Annotated in this window: 19 protein-coding genes; 1 reads left to right on the top strand and 18 read right to left on the bottom strand. The window is 69.8% G+C overall.

What is annotated here, in order from left to right; genetic code table 11:
* Positions 1-72: 72 nt before the first annotated feature.
* The 9 genes from ABZZ74_RS48035 to ABZZ74_RS48075 form a co-directional block, all read right to left on the bottom strand.
* The gene (locus ABZZ74_RS48035) at positions 73-714 is read right to left on the bottom strand and encodes a hypothetical protein (RefSeq protein WP_356950443.1); all 642 of its coding nucleotides are present in this window, start codon (positions 712-714) and stop codon (positions 73-75) included.
* Positions 715-761: 47 nt separating this feature from the next.
* Complete coding sequence (locus ABZZ74_RS48040; protein ID WP_356950444.1) at positions 762-1,205, bottom strand: hypothetical protein; 444 nt, start codon at positions 1,203-1,205, stop codon at positions 762-764.
* Between the two features lie 16 nt (positions 1,206-1,221).
* On the bottom strand, positions 1,222-2,274 hold the full coding sequence (locus ABZZ74_RS48045; RefSeq protein WP_356950445.1) for a nucleoside-diphosphate kinase: 1,053 nt from the start codon (positions 2,272-2,274) through the stop codon (positions 1,222-1,224).
* A complete protein-coding gene (locus ABZZ74_RS48050; RefSeq protein ID WP_356950446.1) occupies positions 2,271-3,056 on the bottom strand; it encodes a thymidylate synthase in 786 nt (261 codons plus the stop codon). The genes ABZZ74_RS48045 and ABZZ74_RS48050 overlap by 4 nt, the downstream gene beginning before the upstream one ends.
* Before the next feature lie 24 nt (positions 3,057-3,080).
* Entirely contained in the window at positions 3,081-3,299 is a 219-nt protein-coding gene (locus tag ABZZ74_RS48055; RefSeq protein WP_356950447.1) for a hypothetical protein, read from the bottom strand.
* 201 nt (positions 3,300-3,500) lie between these two features.
* On the bottom strand, positions 3,501-4,862 hold the full coding sequence (locus ABZZ74_RS48060) for a glutamine synthetase family protein (RefSeq protein WP_356950448.1): 1,362 nt from the start codon (positions 4,860-4,862) through the stop codon (positions 3,501-3,503).
* Positions 4,862-6,379 (bottom strand): amino acid permease, encoded by a 1,518-nt coding sequence (locus ABZZ74_RS48065; RefSeq protein ID WP_356950449.1) that lies wholly within the window; start codon positions 6,377-6,379, stop codon positions 4,862-4,864. Before ABZZ74_RS48065 ends, ABZZ74_RS48060 begins: the two co-directional genes overlap by 1 nt.
* Before the next feature lie 98 nt (positions 6,380-6,477).
* Positions 6,478-7,554 carry a hypothetical protein gene (locus tag ABZZ74_RS48070; protein WP_356950450.1) on the bottom strand — a complete coding sequence of 359 codons (1,077 nt, stop codon included), beginning with the start codon at positions 7,552-7,554 and terminating at the stop codon, positions 6,478-6,480.
* Between the two features lie 49 nt (positions 7,555-7,603).
* Positions 7,604-8,008 carry a hypothetical protein gene (locus ABZZ74_RS48075; RefSeq protein WP_356950451.1) on the bottom strand — a complete coding sequence of 135 codons (405 nt, stop codon included), beginning with the start codon at positions 8,006-8,008 and terminating at the stop codon, positions 7,604-7,606.
* Between the two features lie 458 nt (positions 8,009-8,466).
* On the opposite strand from ABZZ74_RS48075, the gene ABZZ74_RS48080 reads away from it, so the two are divergent.
* Entirely contained in the window at positions 8,467-9,723 is a 1,257-nt protein-coding gene (locus ABZZ74_RS48080; RefSeq protein WP_356950452.1) for a DNA-binding protein, read from the top strand.
* A gap of 1 nt (position 9,724) precedes the next feature.
* Here ABZZ74_RS48080 and ABZZ74_RS48085 read toward each other — a convergent pair whose 3' ends face one another.
* From ABZZ74_RS48085 to ABZZ74_RS48125, 9 genes are all read right to left on the bottom strand, one after another.
* A complete protein-coding gene (locus tag ABZZ74_RS48085; RefSeq protein ID WP_356950453.1) occupies positions 9,725-10,726 on the bottom strand; it encodes an NAD-dependent epimerase/dehydratase family protein in 1,002 nt (333 codons plus the stop codon).
* Positions 10,727-11,003: 277 nt separating this feature from the next.
* On the bottom strand, positions 11,004-12,125 hold the full coding sequence (locus ABZZ74_RS48090; protein WP_356950454.1) for a hypothetical protein: 1,122 nt from the start codon (positions 12,123-12,125) through the stop codon (positions 11,004-11,006).
* A gap of 590 nt (positions 12,126-12,715) precedes the next feature.
* The gene (locus ABZZ74_RS48095) at positions 12,716-13,963 is read right to left on the bottom strand and encodes a cytochrome P450 (RefSeq protein ID WP_356950455.1); all 1,248 of its coding nucleotides are present in this window, start codon (positions 13,961-13,963) and stop codon (positions 12,716-12,718) included.
* Positions 13,964-14,294: 331 nt separating this feature from the next.
* Positions 14,295-15,320, bottom strand: a complete 1,026-nt coding sequence (locus tag ABZZ74_RS48100; protein ID WP_356950456.1) for a hypothetical protein — start codon at positions 15,318-15,320, stop codon at positions 14,295-14,297.
* 41 nt (positions 15,321-15,361) lie between these two features.
* A complete protein-coding gene (trpA, locus tag ABZZ74_RS48105) occupies positions 15,362-16,195 on the bottom strand; it encodes a tryptophan synthase subunit alpha (protein ID WP_356950457.1) in 834 nt (277 codons plus the stop codon).
* 41 nt (positions 16,196-16,236) lie between these two features.
* Complete coding sequence (locus ABZZ74_RS48110; RefSeq protein WP_356950458.1) at positions 16,237-17,526, bottom strand: hypothetical protein; 1,290 nt, start codon at positions 17,524-17,526, stop codon at positions 16,237-16,239.
* A 51-nt stretch (positions 17,527-17,577) separates the two neighbouring features.
* Positions 17,578-18,855, bottom strand: a complete 1,278-nt coding sequence (locus ABZZ74_RS48115) for an ATP-grasp domain-containing protein (protein ID WP_356950459.1) — start codon at positions 18,853-18,855, stop codon at positions 17,578-17,580.
* Between the two features lie 54 nt (positions 18,856-18,909).
* A complete protein-coding gene (gene egtD, locus ABZZ74_RS48120) occupies positions 18,910-19,896 on the bottom strand; it encodes an L-histidine N(alpha)-methyltransferase (RefSeq protein ID WP_356950460.1) in 987 nt (328 codons plus the stop codon).
* A 17-nt stretch (positions 19,897-19,913) separates the two neighbouring features.
* A complete protein-coding gene (locus tag ABZZ74_RS48125) occupies positions 19,914-20,678 on the bottom strand; it encodes a hypothetical protein (RefSeq protein ID WP_356950461.1) in 765 nt (254 codons plus the stop codon).
* Between the last annotated feature and the right edge of the window lie 93 nt (positions 20,679-20,771).

A 20,771-nucleotide genomic window follows, 5' to 3' on the forward strand; every position in this document is an offset into this window, starting at 1 on the left:
GCTACGAGCGCAAAGCCGAGCACTTCCTGGCCTTCACCAGCATCGCCTGCACCCTCATCTGCTACCGGAGACTCACCAAATGAGATGACGTCTTATGCGGTCGTGGCACTGGTAGCCGAACCCGTGCTGCAGGTAGTAGCGGGGCGGCTCGTCCAGTTGCTCGACGACGATGGCACGATCGTTGATCTCAACGGGGCCGGTGGCGCCGAGGGCGCGGGCTTCCCGAGTGACCTCGGCCAGGTCGGGTTTGCCCCACGCTTGGGCGCACCGGGCGATCTGCTCGGGCGGGCAGATGTCGCACAGTTCCCGCACCCCGTAGTGGCCGTTGTAGTCGGCCTCCCCGTGGGCGTAGGCGACGCCGCAGCTCGTCTTGCGGAACAGAGTTCCCCACGACTGGCCACCGGGGGTCTGACCTGCCTCAAAGGCTTGCAGGATCCGCTGCTCGGCCAGTTCCGGCATGATCTTGCGGCGGGCGGTGTCTTCGTATGGCTCGGGCAGGCCGTTGGCGGCGTAGTAGGCCTTGATCTCCTTACGGAAGAACAGGCCGGTGAAGACGGTGGCGTGTGCGTGCAGGGACAGTTCGCGGGCCTGCTCGATGTGGTCGTCGGAGTCGTTGAGTCCGGGCACGATCGGCCGCCAGTACAGGACGGTGCGGTAGTGCTCGGCGTGTTCGTGCAGCATGCGCAGGCTGTCCGCCGCGTACGCAGAGTTCACGGGTTCGATGGCCGGGTTGTCGATGCCGGAGTGGGTGACCAGGATCGTCAGCCGCAGGTTGCGGAAGGAGTTGAGGACGGCGCAGTCCTCGGCGCTGACTCGCCAGCGGGTGATGACCAGCGGTTGGTCAGGCCTCGGTCATCGAGGTCCTGCAGCACGGCGAACAGGTGTGGTTTGACCACCGGCAGCATCGAGTCCGTGGCCCTGTTGAACAGTTGTATCGGCGTCTTGTGGGCCCGGAAGTAGGGGTGTGCGATGAGGGCGTTGACGGCGTCGTCGTCGCTCATCAGACGCTTGGGGGTCTTCGTGGCGAAGTTGTCGAACAGATGGCGCACGCAGTAGGCGCACTCCAGCGGGCAGCCGACGATGTGGTTCAGCGACAGGCCGGACTTGCGGTATTCGATGACGTCGGCCAGTTCGGGCTTCAGTGCGCCGATCTGCTCAGGTGTCAGCAGGGGCAGTCGGCGGCGCGGGACGGCGGGAGCGGTCACAGCATCCTCCAGGTGGTCAGCGGCGGTTGGTGGGCGTGGACTGGCGCGGCGCACCATTGGCGGCGCTCAGCAGCGGATGGCGGGCGGCGCCGTACCAGGTGCCGAAGTCGCGGCGGGCGGCGGCCGCGTCGTCGGAGGTGTGCACGAGGTTGTGCACGAGGCGCTTCTCGGCGAGGGCGCGGGTGAGGCTGTCGTTGCCGAAATCGCCACGGATGGTGCCGCGTGCGGCCCGGATGGGGTCGAAGTGGCCGATCAGCTGACGCAGCTGTGCGTGGATGCCCGGCTGCCCGTAGGCGAGTGCGACGGTGACGGTCTTGCCGGTGTACGCGTCGTCCAGGCAGGCCGGGATGTCGCGGTCGGTGAAGTGGTCCGCGTCGACGAGCAGATCCCAGTAGTGCACGTCGATCTGCCAGCGCTGCACGATGATGTCGCGGCGGGTGGCGATGGTGATACCGCAGGCTTCGATGCGCTTGAGCACGCCGTCGACCAAGTCCCGCTCGACGGCGTCCGGCTTGCACAAGATCACCGAGCACCGGTCAAAGTCGGAGACGTTAAGGCGGCGACCGGGCCCGTACCAGGTGCCGTACTCCCGATGGGCACTGGCCGGATCATCGCTCGTGTGGACGAGGTTGCGCACCAGGCGCTTCTCGGCGTTGGCGGCAATGAAGCTGTCGTCGCCCAGGTCGCCGCGGATCGTGCCGGCCGCGGAGCGGGTCGGGTCGGTGTCGCCGATGAGCCGGCGCAGTCGGGCGTGGATACCGGGTGCGCCGTGGGCCAGGGCCAGAGTGACGGGCCGCCCAGTGAACGCGGCGTCGATGGCGGCCGGCAGGTTGGGCAAGGCGCGGCGTCCGGTGTCGGCCAGGAGATCCCGGTAGACGACGTGCGGCTGCCACGGCTCGGCGATCAGGTCCAGGCGGCCCGAAACGGCGAAGCCTGCCCCTCTGATCCTTTCCAGGACCTGGTCGACCAGGCCGCGTGCCACCGCGTCCGGCTTGCACAGGATGACCGCCCAGCGCTCGAAGTCGACACCCGTGACCACGGCGCCGCTCAACGGCTGACTGCCGCTCACCGGACATCCCCGATCGAAGCCGCGGCGCACGCCGGCCACTTACGTTCCATCAGCCAGCGCAGACCAGGATGCAGCGCGGCCAGGAGAGTAGCGTCGACGACCGTGCGCTGGTCGTGCTGGAGCTGCCGGTGCAGCTCGAACAGCATCACCACCTGCTGCCAGTACGGCTCAAGCGTGAGGTCCAGGATGTGCTCGATGCTGTAGCGGAGTTCGTTGGTACGCAGGGCCTCTTCGTGCTCCAGGACCTGCGCGATGGTCGCCCCCTCGGTGTTTGCCGGCATCGCCGGGAATCTGAAGGAGGAGGGGATGGCCGGGCGGGAGGCGGCCTCGTCCAGGACGCGCTTGACGCGCTCGGCGTTGGCATCGTTGACGTGAGCGGACCCGATCGTATGGGTGTACGTGCCCAACTTCAGGCCAAGTTGGATGGCCGCGTATTCCTGGATCATCGTGAAGGAGAAGACGTCGGACAGCAGGCCACAGTCGAGATCGTTCGCCCGCATGTTGCACACCATGTGCAGATGCCCGTCACGCGGCAGCAGGTGCAGGCCGGCCAGGCACGCCACGTCGGGGTTCGCGCGGTCCCTGAGTTCCTTCGCCGAGAACACCGGTAGATAGCCGCGCTTGCTGTCGGGCTCGTTGAGCAGCAGTTCCACCACTTGGTCGAACCGCGACTGCCCGGCGCCGCGGGCGGGGCTGAACAAAGTGTAGCCGTACGCGGATCCACCGAGCCGGATTCCGTCAGCGCTGCTGGCACGCATGGAGGGGGCGTAGTAGCCGATCATCTCCACATCCCGGCGGCCAGCCAGTTACCACAGGGCCTCGGCGAACTGAAATACCGGGTTCGCCTTCCGTTCGGCCAGGTAGGGCAGCCGTTGCCTTGGATCAGCGAGCCGGAAGGAGACTCCGATCACTTCCCGGGCGGCGTTGCCGCGCGCATCGATGCGGTGTTCGGGCTGCTCGGTGGCGAGTCGCAGCAGGTCAACATAGGCACCTTCGACGCTGTCAAAGATCGGCGGTGTGAGCAAGACGCACTCCAGATCGAGGGAACAGGTGGGTGGCGCGTGGGATCCCGGCCCCCGCACTGGCCCTACGCGGCCTGGGGCCCTGGCATGGCGAGTGCGGGGGCTGGGAGTGGTCCTCGTTCCCCGGGTCACCGTCCAATCCGGGGAACGAGGTGCCTGGCCCTGCCGCCGGGGAGGGGAGTGGTCACCCGGCGGCAGGGAGTTTCATCGGATCCCGCGCTGGCGCTCGAGGTTGGTGACGTGGCGTCGGTGGACGTGGAGTTCGGCTTTGGCAGCGTGGGTGTAGTGGCGGACGACGTCTTTGCCGAGCAGGAGGTGGGCGACGGTGCTGTGCTCGAAGTAGGCGAGTGCTTCGGCAAGGTCCGGATACACGGGGATGGAGCCCCGGTCCTGGTAGGCGTCGCTGTTGCGGGCCGGCCGCGGCATCAGCTTTTCCTCGATGCCGTGGGCCATCGCCGCCGCGTAGGCGGCGAGGGTGAGGTAGGCGTTGGCGTCGGCGCCGGCCAGTCGCACCTCGAGGTGGGTGCCTGCGCCGTGGCCGGTGACGCGGACGGCGCAGCCGCGGTTATCGAAGCCCCAGTTGTAGCGGGTGGGGGCGAAGGAGTGGGGCCGGTAGCGCTTGTAGGAGTTGACGGTGGGGGCATACAGCGGCGCCAGGTGGGGGAGTGCGGAGATCAGCCCGGCCACGGCGTGTGCCATCACCAGCGGCAGGTCCTCTTTCCGCCGGTGGGCGAAGACGGGCTGGTGGTCCTCGTTCCACAGGGACAGGTGCAGGTGCAGGCCGCTTGCGACCCCGGTCTCGGGCGCGGCCATGAACACAGGTGTCATGCCGTACCGGGCGGCGACTTGGGCGGTGATGTGCCGGAAGACGGCGTAGTGGTCGCAGGCGGCGAGGGCGTCACCGTAGGCGAACGTCACCTCGCACTGGCCCGCAGCCCCCTCGGTCTTGAAGGCCTCGTACCCGATCCCGGCATCGGTCAGCGCCTCACCCAGGTGGTGGAAGAAGTCACTGATCTCGGGTGGCTGCTGCAGGGCGTAGTCCAGGTTCGCTGTCCAGGCTGGGGCGCGGCCGTCCGGCCCGTCTTTGTACAGGACGAACTCGGCCTCGACGCCGGCCTTCATCTCGTATCCCAGGTGGCGCAGACGCCCCAGGTGCGTTGTCAGCACCTGTCGGGGCGCCACCTCGACGGGGGTGCCGTCGTCGTGGACGGGGGTGCCGAAGACGAGGGTGGTGCCGGGCCGGTGCGGCAGCATACGGACCTGGTCCAGGTCGGGGATGACAAGGAAGTCCCCGAACCCTTGGTCCCAGCCTGTGAAGTCGAACGTGTCCAGGGGCGTCATGTCGATGTCGGTGGCCAGGATGTAGGAGCACATCTCCGCCCCGCCGGTCATCCGCTCCAGGAAGACGTCAGGGTTGAAGAGTTTGCCCACGAGCCGGCCGTGCAGGTCGGGCACGGCCAGCATGATGCTGGTGACGGCCCGGTCTTTGAGCAGCCGCCGCAGGGAGTTGCGGTTGACCGGTCCGGTGGGCCACGGTGCCGAAGTGGGGTCGGTGGTGGCGTTCATCAGAAACCTTCGCTGAGGAGGGCTTCGCCGGGCTGGGCGGTCGCGGCGGCGGTGAGCTGGTAGGCCCGTTTGCCGCGGGTGATCCAGGTCACCCACGCGAGCAGCAGCGCCACGAGCAGGGTGAGGCCGGCGTAGTTGAAGGACTCGGTGGTGATCGGTGTGGACTGTGGCAGGCAGAACACCACGGTGATGACCACGACGTAGGTGACCGCGACGTATCCGATCGGGCGGCGCCAGCGGCCCAGACTCCACCGGCCCGGCTGGTAGGCGCGGCCTTTGCGCAGGGCGAGGAAGACGGGGATGCCGTAGGCCGGGGTCATGCCGACGGCGTTGATGGCGGTGATCGCGCCGTAGGCGGCCGGAGACCACAGTGCCGGCAGGGCGAGGATGAACGGCACGACGATGACGAACCACACCGCCCTCGTGGGGGTCCTCGTGCGGTCGTTGACGAGGCGCCAGCTCTGCCAGCCGGGTAGGGCGCGGCTGCGGGAGAAGGCGTAGACCATGCGGCTGGCGGCGGCGACCTCGGCGTTGCCGCAGAACAGCATCGCGACGATGACGATTAGGAGCAGTGCCTTTGCTCCGCTCGCGCCGAGGACGTCGAGGAAGATCTGCGCGGGCGGCACACCCGTCGCCGTGTTCTGCGTGGCCGTGTAGTTCTGCATGGCGAACAGCAGTCCGGCCAGGAGCACGAACCCGGCCGCCCAGGACACCCAGATGGAGCGGACGATGCCGCGGGGGGCGGATGTCTGGGCGTCGGTGGTTTCCTCCGCGACGTGGGCGGAGGCGTCGTAGCCGCAGAACGTGTACCCGGAGATAAGGCTTCCGACAAGCGCGACGTAGAAGGGGCTGGAGAAGCCGGTGTCGTTGTGGAAGTGGGTGAAGACGAAGCTCAGTGACTGGTGCTGGGCCGGGGCGATGGTCAGGGCGCCGACGATGACGGCGACACCGACCAGCTGCCACCACACTGATATGGAGTTCAGCACGGTCACCAGGCGCACCCCGGCGGAGTTGAGCAGGCCGTGCAGGAGCAGGATGCACCCGAAGATGAGCATGATGGTGGTGTCGGTGGGGGTGATGCCCCACTGCATCTGTACGAACGCTCCGGCGAAGGCGGCGGCTCCGTAGTCGATGCCGGCGATCGCGCCGAGCAGGCCGAGCAGGTTCAGCCAGCCGGTCACCCAGCCCCAGCGGCGCCCGCCGAGCTTGTCGGCCATGAAGTACGGGCCGCCCGAGGTCGGGTAGGCGGAGACGACATCGGCGAGGGACAGCCCGACCAGCAGCGTCATGAAGCCGATGACGGCCCAGCTGCCGAGCATGACCACAGGGCCGCCGTGGCCCAGGCCGAACCCGAACAGACTCATGCCGCCGGCCAGGATGCAGATGACCGAGAAGCTGATCGCGAAGTTCCCGAAGGCGCCCATCTTGCGGGACAGTTCGGGCTTGATGCCGAGCTCTGCGAGGAAAGCATCGTCAGAGCTCGCGGGGTCAACCGTGCCGGCTCTTCTGTGAGACACCAGTAATCCTTCGAAAAGGGGGAGGAGGTTACGGGGACAGTTCAGGGCGTTGATCACGCTGTGCAGGCGGGGCCCGGCAGCGCATCGAGACGCCCTGGCTAGCGCAGGACGGATGCACGGATGCGGAGGAACTCGTCCCTCCAGTCGGCGGAGCGGTCGAGGCTGGCGTTGATGTCCTGCCACGGCTGCGGCGTGACGTAGGGGCCCATCGCCCGGAACACGAAGGCTGCGCGGTCGTTCTCGCCGCAGGCCACAAGGGCGTGCGCGAGGTGGCTGAGGTCCGACAGCGGCTGCCACGGGTATTCCACCGGGGCGATGTTGGCGAACCAGTCGTCGTACGCCTTGCACGCGTAGTGGCGGACCTGGGCCGTCTGCCAGAAGGTGAGTGCGCCGTTTTGACCATCTTTGTGACGTTTGCGGTATATATCCATGAGTCCGTAGAGGGGCAGGATCTGTAACTGGGGATTGAGCGGCGTGCCCATCGCGACAAGCCAGCACGAGTAGTTCATCGCGGCCCCGGGTTCGCGTGAGCGATTGTGGAACCACTCCCGCATGCGGTGATGGCCCTCTCGGTTTCCGGGGTGTCTTTGGTTGATCTCTGCGAGGAGCGGCCAGGGACCCCGGTGATGCATCGCTGGATCTCTCGACGCGTCCCAGGGCATCCCACGCTCGTGGGCGTGGGGGTCGAAGTGGTGCGGTGCAAAGGGGAGCTGTGTCAGTTTGAGTAGATCCACCCACGGCACGGGGCATGCCGGCCAGAGAACTCTCGCCTGGTAGAGAGCTTGCCGGGCCAGTCCGGCTGCTCGTGCCACCACCTGCTGGCTCTGGCCGCCGCGATACGCGGCGAGCGCTGCACGTGTGAGGACGCGGCCCCACATCATGGCGGCGTCGGAGCTGTTGGGTTCTTCGTCGCGCCAGGTCTTGAAGACGCCCGGCTCGCCCGCGCCGGCTGCTAGGAGCTGGCTGCGGATGGTGCGTAAAGCCCAGTTGGGGCCGGTGCGGGCCAGCAGGTCACGGGCGGAGAGGTACCGACCCATCTTCAGATCCTCCAGCGCGGCACGCAGGTCCGTATCGGCGCCAACCGGACTGACGATGAGAGGCGCGTCGGGAGAGGCCGCGCCCCGTTTCAACTGAGGGGTGAACGGGGCCGCGGTAGTCGTTAACGAGTCGGGCATAGCGGGCCTCGGCGTTGGGGGATGTATAGGGGGTGGTCTCGACTGGCTGCTATTGGCCCCAGTCCTTGGGCATGACGACCTGCACGGTCTTCCCGATGGGCTCGCCAGCGTCGTCATAGTTGATGCGCCACGCGACCCGTGCGCGGTAGTGGTGCACCCACCACAGACCGCGGGGCTTCCCGCGCGCCTCCCGCCGGGTGCTCAACTCCTCAAAGCCGGGGAAGTCGGGAAGGCCGTCCGTCACCTCGATGATCAAAACGTCGGAGTCCTGCGGGCACACGAGACGGAGCCCGACGACGTTCCCTGGGAGGGGCTTCGCGTGGACGACAGCGTTGTCCGTGAGCATGGCGCACACGCGGGCGGCTGCGTCGATGTTGCCGGGCCAGCGCGCGGCAGTGAGGCGGGGGCGGACCCGAATCCTGGTGTTGCCGCCGATCCACTGCTCAGCGGTCATGGAGCCTTCCCACTTAAATCTCGGCTCCTCGTCGACCCGCACGAATTCAGGTGGTGCGGTGGCCTGGATCGCAGCTGCGTCGGCCGGAGCGGCAAAGGTGGATTGCTGCGCTTGCGGGTTCACAAGGAAACTCCCTGGGTTCCGTGCTCGTGGTGCACTCTCAGCGAGGGTGTTGATCAGCGTGGACCTGCACGGGGTGCCAGCACCATGTCGGCGGCGTGCCGAACGCGTGGCCCGTCCGAGTGCCACGGGCCATCTGAGGGCCACTCAAGTGCCATCAGCCGCAGATGTGTTGAACTGGAAGGGATAGGCGGTATCCCCTTCGTGCGAAGGGATCGACGCACAGGCGGTCCGCTGGCTGACCACGGCTCGACCACTGGGGGGTCAACGTGAGTGAACATCCTCCGCAGACGCTGCTGAAACACATGTGCAATCAGCGCGGTCTGGACGTTCCCCAGATGGTCGAGCTGTTCGAGCAGACGGCCGACGAGGTGATCGGAAAGGGCACCAACAACCCGACCTGTAGCGAGCGGACGGCGAAACGATGGAGAGCCGGGGGCGTCAACCCCGCCTCCCTGTCTCCTGACACCCGTCGCGTCCTGGAGGCGATGTTCGGCCACCGGGTCGTCGACCTGTTTGCGCCCCCACCGCAACCCGATCCCCATGCACCCGCGTTCGACCTGGAGCACGAAATCGAAATGACCGCACGCGACGCTCACGAGGACGCCAGCGCCATGGCCGCAGCGTCCATCTCCGACACCAGCCTTGATCAACTCACCGACGACGTGATGACGCTCGCGCGCGAGTACGCATCCATCGCCCCCATCCAGGCCTTCCAGCGAGGCCGCGCACTACAGTCGCAACTCCAAGACCTGCGCGACCGCACCCAGGTACCGGCCCAGCAGCAGCGTCTGCTCGTCCTCCTCGGACAGACGATGGCGCTGCTCGCCGCATCGGCCTTCGACCTCGGCGCCTTCGACAGTGCGCGCCGCCTGGCCCGCTCTGCGGACCTCTACGGAGAAACCTCCCGCTTCGAGCCCCTGCGCGCATACAGCGACGGCATCTTGGCCTACATCGCCTACTTCACCGGCATGCCCTCCGAAGCGGTGGCCAAAGCCCGCCGTGCACAGACCTACGGTGGCCTCGGCGACGTGGCACGCCGACGTCTCCTCGCCATCGAAGCCCGCGCGCACGGCTACCAAGGGAACACCGAGTCGGCACACCGCGCCATCAGGCTGTCCGAGGAAGTAGACAGCGGCACCAGCGACGAACTACACGACGGCGTCGGCGGGGAGTTCGGGTTCACCGCCGAACGCCTCGCCATGTCCAGCAGTTCAACCGCGCTCCTGATCCATGACCCGGCCCAGGCCGAACGGTCAGCGCGCAAGGCCCTCGACCTGATCCGGCAGCGGCCAGCCGAGAAGCGCTCCGCCCACGTCCTCGGCGGCGCTGCTGCCGATCTCGCCATGGCGCGCCTGTTCGCCGGCGACGTCGAAGGCGCCGCCGAAGCGCTGCAACCCTTGTGGGACATCCCCGCCGACCAGCGCGTCACCGGCGTGCTCGCGAGGACAGGGCAGATCCAGCACTTCCTGACCCAACCGTCCTTCCGTGGCGCCGTACTGCCCGGTGAGTTGCGCAGCCGGGTGGAGGAATTCACCCGCACCGCGACCGCACACCAGCTCACCGGCCCGGCACTGTTGCAGCTGGAAGCCTGACTCAGCCCAGAGAAGCGAGAATCTTCGCTTCCTTCTCCGGATCAATCCCGTGTTCCGCCCACCGCGGGTGGTCCACGGGACGTCCATCGGCCGCCCACCACCGCCACGTGTCACGGACGGTGTCAATGATCGGCCGACAGTGCAGACCGGCCGCAACGGCACGGCTGGAGTCAACAGCCCACACCCCTGCGTGGGTTCGCCACAACGGCAACTCCGTCCACTGCTTGACACCCCGCTCGACCAGCACCGACGGGTCCACCCACACCGGGGCTCCAGCGCCGCCCGTCTCATCCAGGCAGGCCTCTACGAAGCCGCGGAAGCTGATGCCCTCGGGGTGGGTGACGTTGTACCCACCGCTGGCCGAACTCGCGGCCATAGACAGGGCAAAATCGGCGACATCGCGGACGTCCACCGGCTGGATGCGCTGCTCAGCCGGGGCCGGCGCGAGGATCCGGCCGCCGCGCTTGGCCCGCTCAAGCCACCAAGGCAACCGGCCAACATACTCACCAGGCCCCAGGATCACCCCCGGGCGCAGGAACACCCCTTCGTCGCCGAACGCTTCGGTGATGGCGCGCTCGCCACCTGCCTTCTGGAACCCGTACTGCGTGGGCGAACCGTCCGGCCCGGTGTAGCCGTACGACTCGTCGGCGTCTGGCGGGCATTCGAGGATCGGTGAGGCGTCGGTGAGCGGGTGGTGGGGCCACCCCTTGTACACGGACACGGTCGAGATGTGCACCCAGCGGCGCGCGGCCGGGCGCAGCGTGGTGGCGGCCGCCAACACGTCCCGCGGCGGGAGGTCCGAGCTCGACGTGTCGATGACGGCGTCCCACGGCCCGTGTTCGGCGAGGCGCTCAAGGTCGGCGCGCCTCGTACGGTCTCCGTGCACCGGCTCACCGCCGTTCACGTCGCGACCGGACCGGCCCCGGTTGAACGTGGTGACCTGCCACCCCCTCGCCAGCGCATTCTCCGCAATGTGCCTGCCCAGGAACCACGTTCCGCCCATGATCAGAATCCTCATGGAAAAGATCCTGCCGCGCGGCCCTGTGTGAGGGAAGTGCCCTTGATGTCGGTTAGTTTCCAGCACGCTTGGGGTTGTGAACGGACACAGTCCTTATCGGCGTCGGGCTGAGTCGGGATCAGCAGCCAAGCCCAGGACCCGGCCTGGTGCCACCGGAACAACTGGCTCCGCCTTCTCGGGCAGGCCAGCGTCCCGACTCAATCGATCTGAGAACGCCTCCAGCGCGTTAGAGGTCGTTTCCCGTTCCAAACGTTGCCCAGTTCTACGGACATGTGGATGTGAGCGACATTATCCTCGTTAATGGTGCGAATCCGACGTCCGCGGCTGGTGCTTCGAGGATGGGGACGGCCATCGTGCCATAGGTGGCGATGGCGGCCGCGCGGCCGCGGATGCGGGCGGTGGCGAGGACGAGTGTCGGGTCGCTCTTGGCGGCTTCCCGCAGCTGTGCCAGGTCCCATGCGGTCGGCTGGATCGCATCGTGCTCGCCATAGCCGTTGCCGGACGTGTCCGTCCCGCTGGCGCCGGTGCACTGTTGGCGAACCTTGGTGGCGGCCTGGTGGAAGGCGGCGTTCGGGGCCACGGTTGGAAGGCGTTCTTCGTGGGCCAGGTCGCCGGGGACGGCTGTGCGCTCGTCGTGGGCGGCTTTGCGGTGCAGGGCGGCGGCGATGACCCGGTGTGGGGCCCTCGGCCGCCAGCGGGGCACGCCGATGTCCTGGCCGAGGCGGTTGAGCCAGAGCACGATCTGCGGCTGGGTCCAGTCGCGGGCGACGAGGTCGAGCAGCACCCACGACAGTTCGTCGAGGGTGGCGCGCTGCACCCAGGTCACCAGGGGCCTTACCGAGCGGGCGAGTTGGCGGGCCCGCTCGATCCGCTCGCGGGTGATCGTGTAGCCGGTCACGGTCAGGCGGCGCCTTTTGCGTCGACGGCTCTGGCCTGCTGCCGTGCCCGCGGTAGATCTTCTTTCACCACCCACTACCTGAGCCTTTCGCTCCTTCTTCACCCACCGAAGGGAAGGGGTCCGCGTTGGTCCCGTCTTCCTCCCTCCGCCTTCGGTCCGGGCTGTCGGTGCCGGGCTGCGGCGGCCGGGGCGGAGGACCCGGGCCTGGTAGCCGGTGCCGGCCAGCTGGTTGCCCGCCCATGCGTCGTAGGCGGGCGGGATCGTCGCCGCGTACACGGTGGCCGTGGCCGCGTAGCCGGGCAGGCCGCGGCCACGCCGGACGTTGGCGTGGGAGCCGTGCGCGACCCAGGCGAGCCAGCCGGCGGTGCGCAGCAGTCTGATGTGGTCCGTCACCGCGGTGCGGCTCAGGCCGGTTCGCTGCATGACGTCCGTCAGCACGTAGCGTGCGTGCCCGGTGTCGAAGCCCATCCGGTCGACAATCACCATGGCGATGCGCCTGGTGGTGGCGGTGAACCCGGGGACAAGGCCCGCGCGGGCGGCCTCCTCCAATGCCCTCAGCCACGCGCGCGGGCCGGTGCGCCGGGACGCGGTGTGCGTGATCGTCTCGGCCGGATCAGGTGTCCAACGCCGGGTTGGACGGGGGGCGGGAGTCGCCGGGGCGGCGGGCGGTGCGGTCTGCCGCTGGTGCGGGGAATCAGGCTGACAGGAGACAAGGGCGTATTGCATACTCGGTTCCGACTCGTAGAAAACGCGAAGTGCCCTCTGACAAAGGGGACTCGCGTCGCGGTGGCCCGGCTGACAACCGGGGTTCTTCGCCGGGACACGGGGTGACGCCCGATCACCGGCGGTGGCAGGCGGCCGACGAGGTCAGGTGGTGACGCACCCGACGTCGGCCAGGGCGGGATGAGGATCCTGACAAGAGCCGGACCCGCCCAGACTGATCAACTCCCTCTCATCGCTCTCCTTCTCTGTGCGCTGTCCCGCCCGTGATCGGCGGGGTGACCGACGGCTGTTGCGCCGCCGGTGATGCGGGGTGATGTTCCTTTGCCGGGAGCCGTTGGGCTCCCGGCGGCAGGTCACTGGCTGTGTGGGCCGAGGTGGACGGGCAGGCGCTGGTGGCCGTTGGAGATGTAGCTGGGCAGCGGCTGCAGTCCGCTGGGCTCGACGGCCAGGCGCAGGGACGGGAACCGGGCGAACAACTGCTGCAGGCCGATGCGGGCCTCGATACGGGCGAGCTCGGCGCCGACGCACAGGTGGGCTCCGTAGCCGAACGCCAGGTGCTGCGGAGCGGTGCGCCGGGTGACGTCGAAATTGTCGGCGTTCGGTCCGTGGGTGGCCGGGTCGCGTCCGGCGGCGGCGTAGCTGATGGCGATCGCGTCGCCGGCGGCGAACGTCACGCCGGTGATGTCGTCGATGACCTCGCGCGCCGCGAACCGCAGGATGATCGTGGCGATGGGGGCCTGGTGGCGAAGGGTTTCCTCGACGACCTGCCGCCAGGAGGCTTGGCCGCTGGTCGCGAGCGCCAACTGCTCCGGGTGCGTGATCAAGTTGACCACGGCGTGACCTAGGGCGTTGACGGTTGTTTCGTGTCCGGCGCTGATGATGAGGACGAAGCTGTCGGCGAGCTCCTGGTCGCTCATCCTCCCGGCGTCGCGTGCGGCGATCAGGTCGCTGCTGAGGTCGTCCCCCGGGTGGTCCCTCTTGTAGTCGATCAGCTCGGAGATCAGGGCGTAGACCCGGCCATGTGCGGCTTTCGCGGCCTGCGGGGTCAGGTCGGTGGCGAACAGAGAGCCGGCCGCATCACGGAACGCCTCATGCAGGTGCTCCGGCGTCTGAAACAGCGTGTCGATGACCAGCAGCGGCAGCCGCCAGGTGAAACGGGCCCGCAGGTCCACCACGTCTTCGGGCCTGACCTTCTGGAGCTCGTCGAGGAGTTGGCCGGTGATGGTCTCGATCTGCGGGGTCAGTGCGCGGACCCGGCGGGGACCGAACGCACGGGCGAGGGGTCGACGCAGACGCGTGTGCTCGTCTCCGTAGGCTGTCAGGGCGTTGCGGACATCGACCCATACCCTTTGCGGCCAGCCGGCGGGTATCTCGCCGGTGATATATGCGGGCCAGTGCTGGTGGGCGTCTTTGGAGATGTCGGGGTGGACCAGAAGCCGGCGGATCAGGCCCGGGTCGGTGACGGTCCAGACGGGGATGCCGCCGGGCAGGACGGTGCGGACCGCCGGGCCGAGAGCGCGCAGGGCGGCGACCTCGCCCTGGATGTCGGAGCCGGTGGCATCGAGACGGTAGGGGCAGCCGGTGGTCGGGGTCAGGGTCATGGCGGTCACCTTCCAAACGGACGCGCGGCGCGGTGGGAATCGGGGCGGGAGATCGGGTGCGGGGGTGTCTGAGGGCATGTCAGTGGCCGGGTGAGCGCGCGTGCGGTGAGACAGGCCAGCACCATCAGCGCGACGGCGAGCCCTGCGTGCAACAACCGCCGGCGCAACAGACCGCGGCGTGCAGGCGGTTGGGGCGGGGGAGGATCGGGCGGCGTGCGGGCCGGGTTGTCCACGGAGTACCAGGCGACCCGCTCGGGCTCCGGGTGCGGGCCGTACTCTGGGGCCCAGGGCGGTGCCGCTGAGCCGGGGCCGGGGGTGTTCTCGTCGCTGCTCATCGGGAGTCGACCAGCCGGAAGTCCCGGGCGATCAGCTTCGCCTGGGTCGGGGACAGCGCGACGAGGGCCTCGCCCTGGTACTCGTCAGTGATCACCGGCCGGTGGTTGGCGTTGTAGACGGCCTCCTGGGGGCCGGGGATGATCAGTCCGCCGTGCAGGTACCGCGTGTGCAGGTATTCGATGGTGTAGGCGCCGGGGGCAAGCGCGAGGACGCCGCCGTCAGCGGTGCGCAGCGAATACACCTGCGGGTGCGCCGGTTGGGCGGAGAAGTAGCTGGCCGTACGCCAACTGGCCTTTGCCCCCCGGTTGCGGTCGTCGTGCAGCCGGACGGCTTCCTTACTGGCCGGGGTGGGTGCAAGCTGCCGGCCTTGCTTGCTGCCGCCGGTGACGTACAGATCGGTCACGGCGGCCGTGAGGTCTTTGGGGGCGAGCGCGCCGACCTTGCGGGCGGGGTCGACGGCGGTGGCCAGTCCGTGGGAATCGACGGCGATCTTCGGCATCGGCATCTTGCCGGTGGCGTAGACGGCGGTCACCATCTTGTAGCGCCCGCCGCGCCGGTCGAACACGAACAGGCCCCGAGCCTTCGCCGCGTCGGAGGAGGTGGCCTCCATCGCGAACCAAGTGGCCGTGCCCGCCCTGGGGATGTAGTAGGCGCGCTGTTCGTAGCGGAAGCCGCTGGCGTAGCGCGTCCGCTCCTTTGCCGGCCACGTCTTCCACTGCTGGTAGTCGGACCGATCCTGGACGTAGGCCATCCCCGCCTCGATCCGCGCCAAGCCCTTCAGGTCCTGGCGGGCATTGGCCGCGTTGTTCGCCGCCTGATAGGCGTCCACCACCTCCCGGGCGGCGGTGGTGTCGATGACGCCTGTCGTGCGGCGGCTCGTGTCCGGCGCGGCGGGGGCAGGCCGGTGCTGGCCACCGGAGTCTCCCGAACTGCACGCGGACAGCGTGATCGCCGTCGTGACGGTGAGGGCGAGGGCGGCCAACAGGCGCCGGTGCGAGAACCGGAGGGCGGGCTGGGCCATGGTGATGTGTTCCTCCTTCGAAAGGGCTGCTGGGCGTGGGGTTACGACGGGGTTCGGTGGGCGTGGCGGATGGCGGCGGCGAAGTCGCGTGCGGTCTGGGCTGCGGCTTCGGCGGCCGCGTCGGGCTGGGCGTTCATGCGGCGCAGGATCGCCGAGCCGACGACGACGGCGTCCGCGTAGGCGCTGGCCTGGGCTGCCTGGGCGGGGCTGCTGATGCCGATCCCGACAGCCACGGGCAGACCGGTCGCGGTGCGCAACCGACCCACCAGGCGCGGCAGGTAAGGGCTGAGGGGGCGACGGGCCCCGGTCAGGCCGGGGGTGGCGGGGGCGTAGACCATGCCGCTGGTGGAGGTGCCGATCGCGGCGAGGCGGGCGGCACTGGCGTGCGGCGGGATCAGGGTGATGGTGTGCAGGCCCGCCTCGGCCGTGAGGTGGCGCCAGTGGGCGGCCGAGGCGGGTGGCAGGTCGGGAATGAGTACGCCGGCACCGCCGGCGGCCGCGAGGTCCCGCACGAACGCTTCGGCCCCGTAGGCGGCGATGGGCTGCCAGTAGGACATGACGAGCAGGGCGGTGGTCGTGGTCGCGGTCAGCTCGACCGCGGCATCGAACACGTCGCGCATCGTGAAGCCGCCCGCCAGGGCCTGCGCGGCGGCCTGCTGGATCAGCGGACCGTCCAGGTGGGCCGGGGTGTGCGGGACGCCGAGCTCCAGGATGTCCGCACTGCGGGCCATCAGCCGCAGGGCATCCAGGCTGGTGTGCCGGGTGGGGTAGCCGACGGGCAGGTACAGGCCGAGCGCGGCCCGCTGTTCGGCGCGGCTGACCGCCAGGGCATGGTCGAGCCGCAGGGCCGCCCAGGACGGCTGAGACGTGATCACAAGAGCCCCTTTCCGGGCGGCAGATGGCGAGGAACCGGGCGTCACGGCCCGTCTTTCAGGAATTGCTCGGTGCGCTCCAGCGCCCGGATGAGCCGGTAGTCGCGTTCCGTCTCCCGAGGATCGCCGGACAGCACGACCTCATCGGCCGCAGGGGTGGGGGCGCTTGGGGCGGGGGGTGATTCGGGGCTTTCCCTGACGGCGGCCACGGTCGGCAGCTGCCGCAGGAAGCGGCCCAGCCAAGGCCGGGTTGCGGGGGAGGGGTGCAGCCGGGCCCGGACGATGTACTGCCCGGTGGGGGCGGGCACCAGCGGGGCGCGAGAGGGCGGGATCCACGCGTCCAGAACATCGGTGTAGCGGTCCCGGCCCATGGCCGCAGCCAGAGCCTCGTCGGCGACGGTCGCCACCGGCGCCGCGACCGCGGAGATCACCATGGGGCCGTCCGCGGCGTCCATCCCCTCGCCCGTGGGGTAGGCCAGGCGCAGGGTGGCCGGGCCGCACACCACGCCGAGCGCATTCAGCGTCCGCGCCGCGGCCATCGACAGGGCCCGGGTCAGCAGACCGCCGGCGGGCATCAGGTCGGTGCGCTCCATCTGCCCGTCCGCGCCGCAGGTGTCCGCCCACGCGTCGGTGACGGCATGCTCCGGCCGCTGGCCGGGGCGGGCGGTGGTGCTGGTGTTGAGGGTGTACTGCCGCAGCGGCAGCGGCTCGGTCAGCACCAGGTGCGCATTTCCGGAGTAGAAGGCCGCAAGGCGGCGCAGGGCCGGCCAGACACTGCTGATCTGCAACTCGCTCGTGCAGGCCACCGCCTCGACGGGGATACCCGTCGCGGCCGGGGCGAGGAGATAGCCGGGCAGCGGGCACGTCTTCGCCCAGGTCAGAGCGTCGGCCAGGCTCGTGGTGCGGATGCCGCGCGGCGCGGGAACACCGTGGGCGGCGAGCGCCTCGGCCTGCGCGCCGCGATCGCAGCGCAGCAGCCACGAGACCGGGTCGGCGCCGGGCAGGGCGAGCTGCCAGGCAATCCGCTCGGCCAGATGGATGCCGCCAACGCTGCCCGCGACCACCGCCGAAACCCCCATCGCGCGCAATGCCTTGACCGTGCGCCGCAGCCCCCGGTGCACGACCGTGGCCGTGAACTCCTTTGGCACGGGCGCCTCGTGGTAGGCGAGGGGCCGGGCGTTCGGCTCGGGTACGACGGCGATGGTCCGCCAGCCGTGCCGGGCGAAAGCGAGCGGGTAGGGGCCGGCGCCGTCGTAGGGGGCGACGACCGCCGCCACGCCGGCGACGGAGTCGCCCCGCACACCAACGGGGGCGGGGGCGGAGTGGAGAGGCATGACGGCTCCCAGCAGGAGGGGACGAAGAAGAGAAGCGAGAGAGGGGGCGGGTCAGCGGGTGCAGCCGGTGGTGTGCCCGGTGAAGGCGGTGGGGGCGCAGACCTCCAGCAGCGCCTGGTTGAGGTGCTGTCGGCATTCCTCGGGGGTGTCGGCGGTGACCACCCAGTGCGCTAGCCGGTCGCCGATCGTGGCCTTCGGCGGGGCCGTGACCTTCTCGCCTAGGTGGCGGGTCCACACCAGGCGCTCCAGCCACGGCTGGGCGCGCAGGTCGGTCAGGGGAGGCACCGGTCCGTGGCGGCCGGTGAAGGCGGGGAGAAGGAACTGCACCCCGGCCACCCGCTGCCGGGTCGCCGTAAGCTCGGGCCTGCTACCGCAGGCGAGGGCAGCGGCGGCCGCCATGAGATCGATGCCGGTGGCCTCCTCCACCAGCAGCGGGATGAGGTCCCCGCCGGGGCGGCCGTTGACCTCGATCAGGGCCCGGCCGCGTCCGGTCAGCCGCACCTCCACGTGCAGCACGCCGCGTTCGATGCCCAGGGCCCGCACGGCGTCGGTGACCGCCTGGGTGACCGCGTCGTCGCCCAGCAGCGGATCGCGGGCATCCACCATGTGCCCGGTCTCCATGAACCGCGGCTCGCGGCCCAGCTGTTTGCGGGTGACGGCGACGATGTGCACCTGGTGGTCGACGACGACGGTCTCCGCGCTGATCTCCGGGCCCTCGAGATACTCCTCCACCAGCACCCCGCGGACGGCGTAGGCATCCAGCCCGAGGACCGTCTCCCACATCGCACTGTGGAAAGCCTCGCGCACGCTCGCGTCGTGGTCGGCGCGCAGCACGCCGGCGCTGCCGCCCATCCCACGGGGTTTGACGACGACCGGATAGCCGATGCGCCGGGCCTGCTCGACGGCGTCATCCTCATTGGCGACCAGGACGGACCGGGCCGAGGGAGCGCCGTGCTCGGCGAAACGACTGCGGGTGAGTGCTTTGTCCCGGCAGGCCGCCATCGCCGCCGGCGGGTTGCCGGGCAGGCCGAGCTGCCCGGCCAGATGCGCGGCGAGCTCCACGTGGTGCTCGAGATAGGTGCACACCCCGGCCAGCGGCGTGCGCGCGGCGAAGGTCTTGATGGCCAGTGCGGCGCTCTCCGTGTCGGCGAGGTCGATGGCCAGCTGCTCATCCACGTACGGGCGGATCCAGGCGGGCGGCTGGGGGTCGGCGAGCACAAGCGGCCGGACGGCGGCGAGCCGACTCAGGCCATGCTCACGGTAGGGCTGCGAACCGGCCCCCAGAACGAGCAGAGGGCCGGGGGCTGCTGGGGCTGTGGGGGAGGCCATGGTGTCCCTTCGATGGAGTGGCCGCGTGGGCCGCGGTGGGCGGGCGTCGGCGGGTCAGGGCCGCGACGGTGCGGGGGAGGCGGGGGAGATGAGGGCGAGTCCGAAGAGGTGATCCGAGGGGGTCCACAGCGCGCGCAGCTGCATCCCGGCGGCCTCGACCTCCCGGGCCAGGCCCTCGGGGCGGAATTTCGCGGACACTTCCGTGCGCAGTTCTTCACCTGCGTCGAAGTGGATGGCCAGGCCGGGCTCGGCGATGGTGACGGTCTGTGCGCGCAGGGAGCGCAGCCTCATCTCGATCCACTCGTTGGCCTCGTCCCAGACGGCCACATGCGCGAAGTCGTCGACGTGGAAGTCGGCGGCCAACTCCCGGTTGATGCGGTGCAAGATGCCGTGGTTGAAGGCGGCCGTCACCCCGGCCGCGTCGTCGTAGGCCCTCACGATGACGGCGGGGTCCTTGACGAGATCGACCCCGAGCAGCAGGAAGTCACCGGGCAGCAGGCGCGAGGCGAGGGAGGCGAGGAAGGCGGCGCGCTCGTCGGGCGGCAGGTTGCCGAAGGTGCCGCCGAGGAAGGCGATCAGCCGGGGTCCGGCCACCTCCACGTCCAGGGGCGCGGCGAAGTCGGCCAGCTGCGGTGCGATCGCCACCTGGGGGAAGGCAGCCGCCAGAGTGGCGGTGGCGTGCTCGAGGGCGCTGGCGCTGACGTCGACGGGCATATAGGTGGTCACGGTCTTCGCCAGGGCGGCCAGCAGCAGCGTCGCCTTGTCCGCGGAGCCCGATCCCAGCTCGATCAGGGTGCGGGCACCGGTGACGGACGCAAGAGCCGGTGCGGCCTTCGAGAGCAGAGCGCGTTCGGTGCGGGTGGGGTAGTACTCCGGCAGCCGGGTGATCTGCTCGAACAACTCGCTACCGGCCGCGTCGTACAGCCATTTCGACGGCAGGGTCTTCGGACGGCCGCTGAGGCCGTGGATGACGTCGAAGCGCAGCGCGGCCAGATACGCCGGCGGCGGTAGGGGAGCGGTGGCGGGTGTGCGCGTGGGCATTGGATCAGGCCTTCCGGTCAGGACGAAACATGCGAAAAGTGCGCAGTGTGCGGGATGGGGGACACGGCCTCCCGGGCGTCTGCCGCCACGGTCGGCGCGAGGCGGGAGGGCCTTAGGGCAGGCCCGATGAGCAGGACAGCGGCTGCCGCGCCGCCGGCCGGCAGCAGCCAAGCGCCAGCGGGCAGGAGAGCGGCGGCCGTCCCCGCGGCGCAGCCGACGTCCAGCGCCGCCACCAGCAGCGCGCCCGCTTCGGTGGCCATCCCCGTGGGTGCCAGCCGGGCGGTGATCAGGTAGGCCGCGCTCAGCACGGGCGCCATGACGAAACCCGGCAGCAGGCAGGCGGCGACCGCGGCCGCCGGACCGGTGGTGGCCAGCAGCGGCAGCCAGCCCGCCGCCCAGCCGGCGCACAGCACCGTCAGCTGCACCACGACCGATCCCGGCCAGGACCGCACGCCGTAGGCGAGACCGCCGGCGACCGCACCGACGGACACCACCGCGGGCAGCAGCCCGGCCAGGGCCGGGGCATGCAGGTCCTCGGCACGGGCCACCGCAACTGGGACGATCGCGCCCATCGGCAGGGCGGCACACGCCATGGCCGCATACAGGCGCCGCAGACCTGGGTGGCGCAGCGGGCCGAGCCAGCCCGTACCGCGCGGCCGCGGTGTCCACGCCCGGGTCGGCGGGGCACTGACCACCAGCAGGGTTCCGGCCAGGCCCGCCGCCGCGGTCGCCAGCAGTGCCGCCTGCGCGGATACCAGCCCGGTCAGGCCCGCTACCAGCACCCGAGTTCGACAGTAGGTGGGCACATGGCAGGGGGGAATCTGTGGCGTGACCTGCGGTGATGGGCATGACGGGGCTCCGGGGCCGTTTGCCCA

Source organism: Streptomyces sp. NPDC006476, assembly GCF_040612015.1.
Taxonomy (GTDB): domain Bacteria; phylum Actinomycetota; class Actinomycetes; order Streptomycetales; family Streptomycetaceae; genus Streptomyces; species Streptomyces griseorubiginosus_B.

Coding starts and splice junctions, on each gene's coding strand:
- ABZZ74_RS48050 (WP_356950446.1), bottom strand. CDS start 3,056: ATGATCGGCTACTACGCCCCCTCCATGCGTGCCAGCAGCGCTGACGGA.
- ABZZ74_RS48060 (WP_356950448.1), bottom strand. CDS start 4,862: ATGAACGCCACCACCGACCCCACTTCGGCACCGTGGCCCACCGGACCG.
- ABZZ74_RS48070 (WP_356950450.1), bottom strand. CDS start 7,554: ATGCCCGACTCGTTAACGACTACCGCGGCCCCGTTCACCCCTCAGTTG.
- ABZZ74_RS48075 (WP_356950451.1), bottom strand. CDS start 8,008: ATGACCGCTGAGCAGTGGATCGGCGGCAACACCAGGATTCGGGTCCGC.
- ABZZ74_RS48080 (WP_356950452.1), top strand. CDS start 8,467: ATGGTCGAGCTGTTCGAGCAGACGGCCGACGAGGTGATCGGAAAGGGC.
- ABZZ74_RS48085 (WP_356950453.1), bottom strand. CDS start 10,726: ATGGGCGGAACGTGGTTCCTGGGCAGGCACATTGCGGAGAATGCGCTG.
- ABZZ74_RS48090 (WP_356950454.1), bottom strand. CDS start 12,125: ATGGTGATTGTCGACCGGATGGGCTTCGACACCGGGCACGCACGCTAC.
- ABZZ74_RS48095 (WP_356950455.1), bottom strand. CDS start 13,963: ATGACCCTGACCCCGACCACCGGCTGCCCCTACCGTCTCGATGCCACC.
- ABZZ74_RS48100 (WP_356950456.1), bottom strand. CDS start 15,320: ATGGCCCAGCCCGCCCTCCGGTTCTCGCACCGGCGCCTGTTGGCCGCC.
- ABZZ74_RS48110 (WP_356950458.1), bottom strand. CDS start 17,526: ATGCCTCTCCACTCCGCCCCCGCCCCCGTTGGTGTGCGGGGCGACTCC.
- ABZZ74_RS48115 (WP_356950459.1), bottom strand. CDS start 18,855: ATGGCCTCCCCCACAGCCCCAGCAGCCCCCGGCCCTCTGCTCGTTCTG.
- egtD (WP_356950460.1), bottom strand. CDS start 19,896: ATGCCCACGCGCACACCCGCCACCGCTCCCCTACCGCCGCCGGCGTAT.